Here is a 14432-nt window from a genome sequence, read left to right on the forward strand (position 1 = left end):
ACCACGGAGTCCTTTTTGTATGCGATTTAAGCTACTGTGTAAGTTTTTGTAACTGTACCTGCGAGGTTGCCCTTGCCTGTGAGTGTTACCTTGACGGTTTTCTTGTCGGCTGAGGTAACGTACTTTACAGTGTAGTTGCCGTTGTAAACAGAGGTCGAACCGATCTTTACGGCTACTGTCGGCTGATATTTATTAGCTGAATTTTTAGTAAGGCTTATAGTGCAGTTAGCGATATTTCTAGGGTTGATCTTGAAGGTTTTTGTAACTGTACCCTTGAGATTTTTCTTGCCTGTGAGGGTGATAGTTGCTGTGCCTGCGGAGAGATTATTGCTGTATGCGACAGTATAGTTGCCGTTATACATTTCAACACCGTTGCAGTATACCTTTACTGTTGGCTTGATTCGAGTGCCGTTGAAGTAGTAATTTGCAGCACCGAGTTCAACATCGCAGTTACCGATAGAACGCTGAACGATATCAAAATTCTTTGTAACAGTTCCAGTATAGTCGCCCTTACCTGTGATAGTTACAGTTGCCTTGCCTACGGAGAGGTTATTTGTGTAAGAAACTGTATAATCTGTACCGCTCTTCAGTACCTTTGTTCCGTCCTTGATAGTTACAACAGGTCTGATCCTTGTGCCACGGAAGTACTGGGTTGCTGTTGGGAGTGAGATTGTGCAGGAAGAGATCTCTTTCTGTGTGTCGCTATCGCCTGTGGAATTGTAGTGGATAGTGGCATTTGTGAGAATTTCATTGCCCCATTCATCTATCTCTATATTTTTCCATTCAGATTTTGTACCATTATAGTAAATGTTTTTTAAAGCGTCACACAAAGCAAACGCATAAGTTCCTATGCTTGTTATACTGTTTGGGATAATTACACTTGTTAAACTACTACATCCATAAAAGGCACTACGACCAATATCTTTAACACTATTTGGAATGATTATGGTTGTTAAATTTGTACAAGCAAAAAAATTAAAATCATCGACACTCATAATGCTATTAGGAATACTATATGTCGTTCTGCTGTTTCCAATTGGGTATTGAATCAATTTTGTCTTATTTTTATTAAATAATACTCCATCTTTTGACGAATAATAATTATTATCAGAATCAACACTTATACTTTTTAAGCTTGTACAGCCAGAAAAGTTATTTGCATTAATACTTTCAATACCATATGGTATGTTTATACTTGTTAAATTTGTACAGTCTTTAAAAACTTGCCAACCAATGCCTATAACACTATCTGGAATTGTTATACTTGTTAAGCTTGTACAGCCATAAAATGCCCTATCAAAAATACTTGTTACACTATCTGGAATCGTTATGCTTGTTAAGCTTGTACAGTTATAAAATGTATCACCATCAATTCTTGTTACACCATCTGGTATCGTCATGCTTGTTAAGCTTATACAGCCAGAAAATGCACAGTATCCGATACTTGTTACACTATCTGGAATTGTTATACTTGTTAAGCTTGTACAGCTATAAAAAGCATGATCGCCAATATTTGTTATATTGTCTGAAATGGTTATGCTTGCTAAGCTTGTACAGCCATAAAAAGTATAATTGCTAATACTTGTTACACTATCTGGAATTGTTATACTTACTAAGCTTGTACAGTTATAAAATGCACGTTCTCCAATACTTGTTACACTATCTGGAATTATTATGCTTGATAAGCTTGCGCAGCTAGAAAAAGCACGTTCTCCGATACTTGTTACTTTCTTTCCATTAATGATACTTGGAATAGTAATTTCTTTATCATTGCTATTACTATAATACCGTATTATATTAACAGTTCCGTCATCAAGTATTTCATACTCATAATCACCATAAGTTTCTGCACTTGCTGAAACTGCAAATTTATCTGCTAAGCATACTCCGCTTTCGACAGTAGGCAAAGCGAATGTTCCGAATGTGAGTGTAACCGCCAACGCTGTGGCTAATATCTTTTTCATTTCTAATACCTCCCAATTTTCTATATAATTTTCTGTAAATATTGTATAATATTTTTTTGTTTATGTCAAGCGTATTATTAATAAAAATTCATCAATGATATATGCATTTTTCACAATTATTCCTTATTATAACTGATGAAAATGCCCGCCATATCCCGCCAACTCGACAATATATATTGCAAAATTAAACATAACGTGGTATAATAAATTAGACAGTATCCTGCATGATTTTCGGCTCTGCGGCTGCTGCGGCATAACGTTTTTGGAGTTGTATATATGATTTACAGATTTGATATAGACCGCTGGGGTGCGGAGTTTTCTGTGCCTTACAGCGTGGTGAATGAACATATAAAACAGGCGGACGGGAATTTTGTGAAAGTCCTGCTCTGCATACTTGCAGGGGGAAGAAATTCCGACACGCAGACCATTTCACGCACCTGCGGTGTGGCTGAGAGCGAGGTCGATGACGCTGTGCTTTACTGGCAGCAGAGGGGAGTAATATCCTTTAACTCAAATGCGGCACAGCCTGCCGTTTCGGAAAGCCCACAGCCTGTCAGAAATGCCCCTCAGCCGTCGGGCAGCTTCTCCGAGAGGAACGAACCTGTTTCACTTGTTGAGGCGGTCAAGGTATCAAAAACCGCTCCCGCAGGCAGGGTGGTTGTAAATTATTCTCAGCGTGAGATAAAGGAAAAAGCCGAAAAGGATAAGAATTTAAGACAGCTAATAACGGATATTCAGGGTATCCTCAAATTCTCTATCAACGGCAAGGAGCTTGGCAGACTGGTGGAGCTTTATGAACTTTATCATTTCGATGTGCCGACGATTTTGCTTGCGGCGCAGTATTGCAGCTCTATCGGAAAGCACAGCGTGGCATACCTCTACGCAGTAATGCAGCGTTGGTTCGAGGAGGATATAAACTCCTATGCCGAGGTGGAGCAGGCGATAATAAAGTCCAACGAGATAAAGAACTTTGAAAACAAGGTGCTGAAAATTTTCGGCATGGAAAGCAAGCCGTCCTCACGTCAGAAAGAATATATCTCAAAGTGGAACAAGCTGGGATTTTCAGTTGAGCTGCTGGAGATAGCATACAATAAATGTATGGACGCAAAAGGCAAGCTGAATTTCAGCTATATCGACGGCATACTTATGAACTGGTCCAACAGCAGTATCTCAACTGCCGAGCAGGTCCGCAAGAGCGATGAAAAATATAAGAGCAAGTTTAACGGCTGGGATAAAAACAGCTCAGAGGAAAAATCTTCATATGATCTCGATGAGTATGAAAATTTCGCTATGAATTTCAGCCTCAGTTCAAACGGTTCGGAAGGGAGCGGTAACAAATGATATACACCAAAGGCGCTTTTGAAAAAGCGGAGCAGACCCTTGCCGCCCGCAAGATAAAGGCTGAGGACGAAAGGGCGCAGCGTATGGCGGAGATACAGTTCAAAGCACCTGAGATATATGCTATGCAGCGTTCTCTGACCTCCGCAAGGTTCGGTATGATAAAGCTTATCGGCAGCGGAAAGACCAACTCAGATGTAAAGAGCGAGATATCATCTATCAGAAACAGAAATTTACAAACTCAGAGAACGATACATGAACTGCTGACATCTTTCGGCTACCCTGAGGATTATCTCCAGTACCACTACTTCTGTCCGAAGTGCAATGACACGGGTTTTCATGACGGAAAAAGGTGCGGCTGTTTTGAAAAACTGCTGGCAAAGTACACTACCGACGAGCTTAATGCCCAGTGTTCTATCGTCCTGCACGATTTCAGCGAGTTCAGAATAGATTTCTATCCCAACGAACCGGGCAATGCAAATCCCCGTGAAAGAATGAGTACGGTTTATAAGGATTGCAGAGCCTATGCGGATAACTTTACAGATAATTCTGTGTCGCTTTTCTTCTTCGGCAAGACAGGTCTAGGCAAGACTTTCCTTTCCTCCTGCATAGCAAAACAGCTGCTCAGCGAGGGCAGAAACGTATTCTTTGGCTCAATACTCAAACTTTTCCGACAGATAGAGGACGAGCGTTTCAGAAGAAAAGAGGGGGATACCACTAGTGTCATCATCGGGGCGGAGCTTGTTATACTTGACGATCTCGGCTCAGAATTCCAGACGAATTTTACCGATGCTGTGCTTTATGAGATTATCAACGAGCGTGTAAATCTCGGCAGACCTACTATAATTTCTACCAACCTTTCGATGAAAGAACTTGATAAGAAATACAATGACAGAATAGTTTCAAGACTGACAGGCTGTTTTTCACCGATAATGTTTATCGGCAGTGACGTTCGTCAGGAAAAGCGCAGAATGAGATTATAGTTTTCTGAAATTAAAAATTATAGGGGGAAAATATGAGAAAGTTAGGATTTGGTCTGTGGCAGATAGTGCTTGCACTGTTTTTTAACTGTATTTTGCTGTGGACGCTCACGCCAATAAGCGGTGTATTAAAAGCTCTGCTGATCTGTGTTTTATGCACACTTTATATTACATATAACATAGTTTCAGGCGGCAGAAGCCGTGAGGACAAAAAGCTGAACGGTATAGCGAACGGTGCATACCTGTTGGAGGGTGCAATAGTTCAGTCGGTGGTACAGACCGCAGTTATCGTTCTTGCGGCAATATTCACAGACTGCTCGGTAGTCAGACAGATAATAAACGGCGTGTTCGGCTATTTCTTCATCGGCGTAACCGCTTTCAACGGCATCATAAGAACCGCCGTAAACTCAAGACAGGTCAAGATCAAATGGTATATTATCCTGCTTTTCACCTGGTATCTGCCTGTTATAAACGTGTTTATAATTTCTCACATATGTAAGATATCAAAACGTGAGCTGAGATTTGAACAGGCTAAACAGGATCTCGATAACGTCAGACGTGAAAGCGAGATATGTAAGACAAAATATCCTATCCTTATGGTACACGGAATATTTTTCAGAGATTGGCAGCTGCTCAACTACTGGGGAAGAATACCGAAAGAGCTTATCCGAAACGGTGCAACTATCTATTACGGAAAACAGCAGTCGGCTAACAGGGTAGATGTCAGCGCAGGAGAATTAAGAGATCAGATCTTGCGTGTCATAAATGAAACAGGGGCAGAAAAGCTGAACATCATTGCACATTCCAAAGGCGGACTTGATTCACGTTATGCTATATCAAGACTGGGTATGGATAAATATGTCGCCTCTCTGACTACTATAAATACTCCGCATTACGGCTGTAAATTTGTGGACGGCATACTTGCAAAGGTGTCCGACGGATTTTTCAATTTCGTTGACAGGCGATATAATAAGCTTTTTACTGTGCTGGGTGATACAGCGCCAAGCTTCAGAAACGGAGTGGAGGAGCTGACCTATGCAAGCTGTCAGCGTTTCAATGAGCAGACTCCAAATGCAGAGGGTGTGTACTATCACGCTGTTATGTCAAAAATGAACAGCGTTAAGGCGGCAGGTTTTCCGCTCAACCTTGGATATATGCTCAACAAAAAGCATGGCAGCGGAAATGACGGACTTGTAACAGTTGAGTCCGGTCTGTGGGGCGAGTCGCCGATGATTATAAACCACAGCGGAAAGCGTGGCATTTCACATGGTGATATGATAGATCTGTTCAGAGAAAATATTGACGGATTTGATGTAAGAGAATTTTATGTTGACCTTGTAAAGGATCTTAAAAACAAGGGATTTTGATATGTATAATAAAAACGTCATACCGATAAGCTTTTGAGCTTCGGTATGACGTCTATTTTTATTTAGATTTGCCTGCGGCTTTTAAAATCACTAATATGGAAGAATGAGTAAAGCAATAAAGATCATCATAAAATTTACCTAACATTATCTTAGTCGCCAAATGAAATTCCAAGATCCTTTGCGGTCTTTACAAGCTGACAGTCGGCAGGAACGAACTTTGTCTTGCCTGCAATGTCGATAAGCTTGTTTTCAGAAACGACTTCATTTATCATTGCAACTGCATAGCCGTACTTCTGCTTTTCGATAAGCTCTGCTGCGTGAACACCGAACTTTGTGGCAAGCACACGGTCATAAGCTGACGGACTGCCGCCTCTGAGCATATGTCCAGGTATGCAAACTCTTGTTTCGCAGCCTGTTTTTTCTTCGATCTGTCTTGCAATCCTTGAAGTCGCAGTGGTAAGTCCCTGCTCCGAACGTACTCTTGCACGTTCTTTCTTCTTCATTTTCGCCTCATCCTTGTCAAATGCACCCTCGGCAACAGCCATTATTGAGAATCCCTTTGATGCTCTCTTCTCGCAAGCCTCTGCAAGCTTGTCAATGTCATATGGTATCTCAGGAATAACGATCATATCTGCTCCGCCTGCGATACCTGAGTAAAGTGTGAGCCAGCCTGCCTTGTTGCCCATTATCTCAGCAACAAGTATTCTTCCGTGGGAGTTTGCTGTGGAATGAAGTCTGTCGATAACGTCCGTTGCTGTGTCAACAGCTGTGTGGAAACCGAATGTAACGCTTGTTCCCCAGATGTCGTTGTCGATAGTCTTAGGAAGTCCGATAACGTTAAGCCCTTCTTCGGAAAGGAGGTTTGCGGTCTTGTGAGTACCGTTTCCGCCAAGGGTCAGCAGACAGTCAAGCTTCTGCTTTTTATATGTATCTTTCATTGCCTTGACTTTATCAACGTTGTCCTCCTCAATGACCTGCATTTTCTTGAAAGGAGTACGCTTTGTGCCGAAGATAGTTCCGCCCGTGGTGAGTATGCCCGAAAAATCCGACTGCTCCATTTCCTTGCACATACCATTGATAAGTCCGTAGTAGCCGTCATTTATGCCGACGATCTCAACGTCCGAACCGAACTTTTCGTAGCAAGCCTTAGCAACGCCTCGGATAGTTGCGTTAAGTCCCGGACAGTCGCCGCCGCTTGTCAAAATTCCAATCCTTCTTTTCATATGAATTACTTCCTTTCCTATTTAGAACTTACATTGCTGTCTTATCAGTATTTGTCCTCATCGCTTTCTGTGTTGAACTCACTTGCGCTGTCGGAATATGTATCCTCCTCAGGGATATCCTCATCTTCTTCCTCTTCCATAGAATCATTATAATAGTATCTGAATTTACCCTTCTTGCGGGCAGCAGCGTTGCTGTCATTGAGCTTGAATCTTGCAATCATATTTTTGAGTATGAGTGACTGGCTGGAAAGCTCTTCACTGGCTGACGCTGTTCCCACTGATGAAGATGTGTTTGCAGAAACAACGGCGGATATCTGGTCAAGACCTGTATTTATCTGACCGATAGCCTCTGTCTGCGCCTCGGTAGCGTCTGTTATGTTCTTAACAAGGCTCTGTATCTCATTTGAACCGTCAACGATTATCTGAAGTGAATCAGCAGTCTTTTCTGCGATCTCAGTTCCCTTTGAAACTGCGGCAGATGCGTTTTCGATAAGTGCGGCAGTCTGTTTTGCAGCCTCGGCTGAACGTGATGCAAGACGTCTTACTTCGTCAGCTACCACGCCGAATCCCTTTGAACCCTCTCTTGCAGCCTCAACAGCAGCGTTAAGAGCGAGGATATTCGTCTGGAATGCGATCTCGTCGATCACCTTAATGATCTTTGAAATCTCATCGGAAGATGTATGGATAGCGTTTATTGCGCTGAGCATATTTTCCATATCGTCATTACATCTGCCGATAGCGGAAGTATTGTCCGTTACGATCTTGTAAGCGTTTCTTGCGTCGTCTGAGTTTTGCTGTACCTGCTTTGAAACATCGTTAAGTGTAACTGAAAGCTCTTCGATAGCAGATGCCTGCTGAGTTGAACCCTGTGATACCGACTGAGCAGAGTTTGAAACCTGAACTGCACCCGATGTAACCTGCTCAGCAGCAGAATTGATCGAAGCAAAAGTATCGGAAAGTCCGTCAAGGATCTCGTTGAATGTGGAGTTTATCTGCTGGAAGTCACCCTTGAATGTACCCTCCATACGGTGGCAGAGATTACCCTCTGAGATCTGTTTCAGTGAAATGGTTATCTGTGTGATATACTGTCTTAGGCAGACGATAGTTTCTTCCAGCGAGTTGGTAAGTACACCAAGTTCGTCCTTTGAGTACCATACGTCAACAGGGTCTGAAAGGTTGCCCTGAGCAAGAAGTCTGATTCTCTTTGTTGCCGAAACGATAGGCTTTGAAAGGTGATTTGCGTAAAGTATGGAGAGAAGTACGATAAGAGCAACGATGATAACACCGATTATGAGTATCTTCTCCATTGCGCTTGCAGTTGCGGAATCGAAGTCCTTGCTGTTGATTATCAGTATCAGTGTACTGTCGAAATATTCATTTGCAGAATAGCCGAGTATGTATTTCTGTCCCTTATACTTATAAGCGTAAGAGCCGTTTTCATCGGAGATAGCAGATTTCGTTGCCTCTGCAAGTTCGTTAAACGAATTATCGTCATTAGCTTTTTCAATAGCATTAAATCCGTTCTTGACCTGCTCATAGTCTTGATGAAGTATGATATTTCCTTCGCTGTCGATAAGATAGCCGTAGCCGTTTGTACCGAAAGAGTTTGTCTTGATTATATCGTTGAGTACGTCAGCGTTGATAGTAACAGCCGCTACAAAGCTTTTGCCATTGAGCTTACCTTTTTGCAGTATCGAGAAAAACACCTTATTCTTATACTGTTCAAGGCTAGTGATGTAAGGCTTGTCTGCAACTGTCTTTACTGTATTGTTGCTGATGATAGATGATATCTTCTTGTCATCGGCAAGCTCCAGCTGTCCGTCCTCAGAGAATGATGAAAGATATATCTTTTCATCAAGATCAGCTGAGAAATTCGAGCGTATGGTGTGCAGAAGTTCATCGTAGGTGATGTTATCATTGCTTGCCATATTTACATAGTCGGAGAAATTTGTTGCATACTGGCTCACCGTTGAGTTAAAGCTGTTTGAAGCCTGCACCGCCAGCGGTTCGACCGCACTGGAAAGCGCACCCATAGTAGATTCATTTATTGACTGTATAGACACGATGCTCAGTACCACCGTGACCGCAACTGCTACTGCCAGCATAGTCAGCATTAGTTTTGAACGCAAGGTTTTCATATGTTCAGCCCCCGTATAAAATATAGTAATTTATTGAAAAAACAAAAAAATATTATGTTTACTGTATAAAAGTATATCACATTTGCACAATAATTTCAAGCATACAGGCTTATATTTTTTGAATTTTTTCTTAAAAGCGGGCATAAAATTTTAGTAAAAAGAAATGGTCACAAGTGACCGCAGGGGGAAAGGTAAGATCATGTATTTTTCAATGAGATTAAGACCAAGAGCTTTACTGTGCATTCTTGCAGCGGTGGCGGCAGGGATATTTTTCAGCTTTGCTGCTGCGGCGAGCGGCGGTGAAAAGCAGGAGGGGATATTTGTACCTATAATAATGTATCACAGCATTTTAAAGGACGAGGCAATGACAGGGCAGTATGTAGTAACACCTGTGGAGCTTGAAAAGGATATGATATATCTGAAAGAAAATGGGTACACAGCCGTCTTTGTCAACGATCTTATAAGGTATGTGAACTCAGACGGCAAGCTGCCCGAAAAGCCTGTTGTGCTGACCTTTGATAACGGAACTTACAATAATTATACATATCTTTATCCGCTGCTGAAAAAGTATGATATGAAAGCCGTGATATCCGTGGTGGGTTCGTACACGCTAAATGCGTCCGAATGCGGTGATAAGCCTAACCCTGCATATTCCTATCTGCGGTGGGAGGATATAAATGAGATGCGTGACAGCAAAATGGTGGAATTTTGCAGCCACACCTATGATATGCATGGACTGGGACAGCGCACAGGCATAAAGCGTATGGACGGTGAAAGCTATGAAGATTACAGGGGCGTATTTATGAATGATATTTTCAAGCTCCAGCAGCTGCTTGAAGAAAACTGCGGTTTTCGTCCCAATGTATTCACATATCCCTTTGGTGCGTCGGGAGAAAGTGCAAGGCGGCTTGTGAAGAACTGCGGATTTGAGGCGAGCATGGGTGTGGAGGAAAAGCCTAATTATATTGTAAAAGGTGATGAAAGCTGTCTTTACGATCTTCACAGATACAACCGTTCTGGACTTGAAAATTCAGAGGATTTTATGAAAAAAGCGCTGGCTGAATAAAAAGCATTTAAGAATATTATAAGAAATTACTGTTGACCTTTTCCGACAAATAGGCTATAATGTTAGCTAAAGCAATGTTTCAGACATTTGATGTTTATTGAAAGGATAAGAAAATGAAAAGATCGGCAATAATTTTCAATTCGGTTATAATATTTTTACTGACTATTTTTACGGCTGCTTTTTCGTCCCTATCGGCATTCGCAGCGTCAGAGGCTTCTTTTTCCGGAATAACGGCAGTCAAGGCAGGGGAGAACTTTGACATAACGCTGACTTTTTATTCCACAGACGAGATAAGCCATGTTACAACTGGTGTGTTTTACGATTCCGATGTAATAGAATTTGTTTCGGGCGGCGGAGCGTCGGGTTCGGGCGGACGCATCACACTTGACAGCTCGCCGAACGGTGACAGTTCGGAGGTCACGGTCGATCTGACTTTCAAGGGAGTTTCGGACGGCACAGCGAACATACATCTTGAAAACTGTTCTATTTATTCGGCAAATGCTGCGGTAATCGGTTCACCGTCGGCATACATAAATGTTACAGTTTCTGGCAGTACACAGGCTGACGATACTGACTCTGAGCCGCAGAAAGATGAAACTCAGACAGAAACACAGCAGGCTGAAACAACAGCACCTGAAGTTGATGAAAACGGGGTACCGACTCAGGGTGTACTGACTTCACTCACAGTAGACCACGGTAAGCTTACACCTGATTTTGCGTACAATGTATATGACTACACAGTTAATGTTGGATATGAGGTAGACAACGTTGAGATAGACGGAGTTACGGCGGCATTAAGTGATTACATATGGTACGAGGGAGTAAGTCAATGTCAGGTAGGGGAGAACATAAGGCGTATAACAGTAACAGGCGAAAACGGAGTATCAACCACATACACTATTAAAATAATAAGGGCGGCGGAAGGTGAAACGGTACAGGAAGATGATGCGGCGGCAGAAGTTGTGACGAAGAACGCCGGCACATCGTCAGCTAGCGCTGATTCAGTATCGAGGACAGACGCAATGGAAAAATACAGGAAGATACTCAATCCTGCGCTTGCCATTGCACTTGTAGTACTTTTACTAGCTTTATTTGTAATAATAGTATGGGCAAGAGGCAAATTCAAAGAATACAAGTCCTAAGGCCGGACGGGCCGGTTCGGGACGCTCGGCAAGCTCGCTGTCGGCGGTCGGGGCTTTTCATTTTGCGCTCGGAAGAGTCCTCACCGGACGGGGTAATACGCTACGCTCGGTCCTCACCGGACGGGGAAATACGCTACGCTTGTAAACTCGCTGTCTGCTGTACGGACTTCTTATTTAGTTCTCGGAAGAAACTGAGATATGGCTTTTACTGAAAACGAATTTTGATAAGGTCTTGTATTGACTTTTCAAAGTGCATTGTTTCGGTAGGGGCGACCTGTGGTCGCCTGAATACACTAATACCGATTGTTTGTTGTGAATATTTGGTACTATTTCATAAGAATAAAATTAATGTGCCACTTATGTTCCTCAATTATTAAAACCTATATATAGAATAAATTTCTTACTCATATAGGACTTTTATACATTGAGGTACATAGGTGACACATTTTTTCTTTTGGTGTATTTTAGTTTATTATAAAACGGCTACGATCACTTATTCTCAGTATCACTCAGCCTGCTGTATCGGAAGTCGCAGTATGGTGCGCCTTCTGCGATCGTTCCTGTTCTCACTAATTTCATGTTCATAATATCTGCAAGCACATAGTCCATACGGCACAAATATGCTGCAAGTTCAGGACAACCCTCATCATTGCACAGCTTGCAAGCACCACATTCGTGATAGTCATATCCAAGATCATATTCATCATTTCCTGGCAGGATATCGACTACCCAATCATTTTCATACTTGTGTTTATGACTGTCCTCAGACCATTGCAGGCGGCCAGCCATTTTCTTAGGATCTAAGTAACTATCCACGTCCCCGATAACCTTGTGAAACAGCTTGGACGCACATAGTCCGTCACGGAATATCTCATAATTTTCCTCTGCCGATTTTCCTGTGCCACGATTCATAGCAATAAAATAGCTTGCCATAATGTACGAACTCAGAAGTCTGGATTTGCCGATATCTTTTGCCCTGCCGATGATCTTCTTATGCTCTTCATTGATTTTTTCGGCTATATCCTTTGAAAATCCTCTTTTCTTCAATTCCGCTTTTACCGCACTGTGATAAAAATTATATATCATTTTTACACCGATAGTATTCTTCATACTTTCCCTCCTTGGTAAATTCTGATTTGTCTAACAGTTTAATTTTATATGCTTGTTTTATTTGACTAACCAATATTTATTTTTTTACAATATACTTGTTTATCGCAACTGCTTTACCTTTAGCGGGTATGTATTCTTCCTCGGTTTCAAGAAATACACCGCCGCATTTTTGAATGACCTTGATAGACGCAATATTTTCGGACATAGCGTCGATTCTGATCTTAGAATAGCCTTTGGAGAACAGATAGTCTATTACGCATTTACAGGCTTCTGTCATATAGCCGTTGCCCCAGTATTCCTGTGCCAGATTGTATCCTATTACGGGAGTTCCATTTACACCGCCTATATAACCAACTACATCTATCCCGCCGATCAGCTTATTGTTTGCTTTAAGCACGATCGCAAAATTAAGCCGTTCAGGCTTTTCATACTCGGCTGACCATATGCTTAGTAACTGCGCTGTTTCTTCTGCATTTTTATGTGCGTTCCAAGTGACATACCGTGCGACAACCGGGTCGCTTGTCCAGCCGTCAAACATATCTTGTGCATCTTCTACTTCAAACGGTCTTAAGATAAGTCTTTCTGTTTCTAAAGTTAATTTCATATCGTTCACCTCAAATCCCGATCTGTGATCCATTCCATACGTTAAAAAGTATATCATAGATTTATTCTCCTGTCAATTTTGTATGACTTTTTATGTTATAGTTGACTTGTTTAGGCTTGTATAGTATAATAATTCAAAATATGAGAAATATGGGGGACCTTTATGACAGATACAAAATCAGAATACGAAGAGTTATCAGATATATTTCAAATTTTTCTCAATGATAAGCCTGTAAATTATGAAGTAATAAACACAAGCCGTGGAGATAGCGATTTCAGAGAAACCGTTATTGCAAAATTGAAAGACAATAAAAAAATCGTCATAAAGCTTTCGGACAACGATTTCACATTTTCTGATAAAATACACGCTTGGAGTAAATGTGCAGACGAATACCGAAAGCTCGGTTATTATTGTCCTAGAATACTTTGCTCAAAAGACGGAAGTTTTACAATAGTCAAATACAAAGGTCATAACTGTGTTGTTTATGCAGAGGAATATACAAAATTCAATACCGTTGAGAGTCGGATAAATGATACAGAGTGTGATACAAAGCTGAGAGCGCAATATATGAAGTCTGCATTTATAATGACAGCAAAGATCGCTGCTAAAGAGCTTGATTTCACAGAATATCCCTCAGCTTATTGCCTTTTTGACAGATTTTGTCCAAGTGATGTTGTTGACGAGGTTTTGGAAAATGCATTGGAATGGAAAAAATATGCTGAAACACTGCCTGATGTATTTCAGGAACAAGTCCAAAGGATCTGGATACGATGGAACGATAATCGAAAATCATTAGAGCAGATATATCACGATCTGCCTTCCTCAGTTTTTCAGGCTGACCTTAATCCCTCAAATCTGCTGATAGATAACAGTGGGAACTTTGTCGGCATAATAGATTTCAATTTATGCGGTAAGGACGTTTTCTTAAATTATATGCTAAGAGAAATATGCTGGTATGAAGTCAGCGAGGAAGAACTGGATTATATACTTGATATACTGAAAATAGTCAGTGAATATTATGTCTTTTCCGACCTTGAGAAACGAGCAGTGCCGCTATTGTACAGGTGTATCAAGCCGCTTTGGTATTCCAAGGTAGAGGAACTGAAAAATGCTGCCGATGATGTCAAAGCGATACGATCCTGTTTGGACGAAACAGAATATATGCAGACAAGAGTGATAGACTTTGAGAAATATATGAACTGAGTATGGGCGGATAATGTGTCTGATTTATATATATTTAAGCACAAAAAAAGCCCGCAGATGCGAGCCTTTAACGATATGGCGTCCCAGAGAGGATTTGAACCTCCGACCCCACGCTTAGGAGGCGTGTGCTCTATCCAGCTGAGCTACTGAGACATTATCAACTTATTTATTATATCACAGTCGAGAAAAAAATGCAATACTTTTTATAAATTTTTCACTTAAGGGCAAGTTGTAAAATAAAATGACACAAAAAAGAAGACTCAAAGAGAAACTCATGGTATAATGTAAGTGACTAAA

Annotated in this window: 11 protein-coding genes and 1 tRNA gene; 6 read left to right on the plus strand and 6 right to left on the minus strand. The window is 41.4% G+C overall.

Annotated features, from left to right (window positions below; translation table 11 throughout):
- Window positions 1-26 precede the first annotated feature (26 nt).
- The gene (locus tag Q0E19_RS10755) at window positions 27-1964 is read right to left on the minus strand and encodes a leucine-rich repeat domain-containing protein (RefSeq protein ID WP_365905035.1); all 1938 of its coding nucleotides are present in this window, start codon (window positions 1962-1964) and stop codon (window positions 27-29) included.
- A gap of 276 nt (window positions 1965-2240) precedes the next feature.
- Between Q0E19_RS10755 and Q0E19_RS10760 the strand changes: the two genes are divergently transcribed.
- From Q0E19_RS10760 to Q0E19_RS10770, 3 genes are read left to right on the plus strand one after another with little or no spacing between them, the layout of a single operon-like run.
- Window positions 2241-3305, plus strand: a complete 1065-nt coding sequence (locus tag Q0E19_RS10760) for a DnaD domain protein (protein WP_294409522.1) — start codon at window positions 2241-2243, stop codon at window positions 3303-3305.
- Window positions 3302-4285 carry an ATP-binding protein gene (locus tag Q0E19_RS10765; RefSeq protein ID WP_294409523.1) on the plus strand — a complete coding sequence of 328 codons (984 nt, stop codon included), beginning with the start codon at window positions 3302-3304 and terminating at the stop codon, window positions 4283-4285. The genes Q0E19_RS10760 and Q0E19_RS10765 overlap by 4 nt, the downstream gene beginning before the upstream one ends.
- 32 nt (window positions 4286-4317) lie before the next feature.
- On the plus strand, window positions 4318-5649 hold the full coding sequence (locus Q0E19_RS10770) for a triacylglycerol lipase (RefSeq protein WP_294409525.1): 1332 nt from the start codon (window positions 4318-4320) through the stop codon (window positions 5647-5649).
- A 149-nt stretch (window positions 5650-5798) separates the two neighbouring features.
- On the opposite strand, the gene Q0E19_RS10775 is transcribed toward Q0E19_RS10770, so the two are convergent.
- Together Q0E19_RS10775 and Q0E19_RS10780 are read right to left on the minus strand one after the other, a co-directional pair.
- Window positions 5799-6872, minus strand: coding sequence for an ATP-dependent 6-phosphofructokinase (locus Q0E19_RS10775; protein ID WP_294409526.1), 1074 nt, complete (start codon window positions 6870-6872; stop codon window positions 5799-5801).
- A 44-nt stretch (window positions 6873-6916) separates the two neighbouring features.
- On the minus strand, window positions 6917-9010 hold the full coding sequence (locus tag Q0E19_RS10780; protein WP_294409527.1) for a methyl-accepting chemotaxis protein: 2094 nt from the start codon (window positions 9008-9010) through the stop codon (window positions 6917-6919).
- Window positions 9011-9209: 199 nt separating this feature from the next.
- On the opposite strand from Q0E19_RS10780, the gene Q0E19_RS10785 reads away from it, so the two are divergent.
- Window positions 9210-10076, plus strand: a complete 867-nt coding sequence (locus Q0E19_RS10785) for a polysaccharide deacetylase family protein (protein WP_294409528.1) — start codon at window positions 9210-9212, stop codon at window positions 10074-10076.
- Between the two features lie 113 nt (window positions 10077-10189).
- Entirely contained in the window at window positions 10190-11218 is a 1029-nt protein-coding gene (locus Q0E19_RS10790) for a cadherin-like beta sandwich domain-containing protein (RefSeq protein ID WP_294409529.1), read from the plus strand.
- Window positions 11219-11707: 489 nt separating this feature from the next.
- Here the strand turns inward: Q0E19_RS10790 and Q0E19_RS10795 are convergent, their stop codons facing one another.
- On the minus strand, window positions 11708-12328 hold the full coding sequence (locus tag Q0E19_RS10795; protein ID WP_294409530.1) for an L-2-amino-thiazoline-4-carboxylic acid hydrolase: 621 nt from the start codon (window positions 12326-12328) through the stop codon (window positions 11708-11710).
- 76 nt (window positions 12329-12404) lie between these two features.
- Window positions 12405-12989, minus strand: coding sequence for a GNAT family N-acetyltransferase (locus tag Q0E19_RS10800; RefSeq protein WP_294409531.1), 585 nt, complete (start codon window positions 12987-12989; stop codon window positions 12405-12407).
- A 105-nt stretch (window positions 12990-13094) separates the two neighbouring features.
- Between Q0E19_RS10800 and Q0E19_RS10805 the strand changes: the two genes are divergently transcribed.
- Window positions 13095-14135 carry a phosphotransferase gene (locus Q0E19_RS10805; protein ID WP_294409532.1) on the plus strand — a complete coding sequence of 347 codons (1041 nt, stop codon included), beginning with the start codon at window positions 13095-13097 and terminating at the stop codon, window positions 14133-14135.
- Window positions 14136-14211: 76 nt separating this feature from the next.
- Here the strand turns inward: Q0E19_RS10805 and Q0E19_RS10810 are convergent.
- Window positions 14212-14288, minus strand: a tRNA-Arg gene (locus tag Q0E19_RS10810).
- Window positions 14289-14432 lie beyond the last annotated feature (144 nt).

Origin of the sequence: uncultured Ruminococcus sp., from assembly GCF_934476685.1 — a bacterium.
GTDB lineage: Bacteria > Bacillota > Clostridia > Oscillospirales > Ruminococcaceae > Hominimerdicola.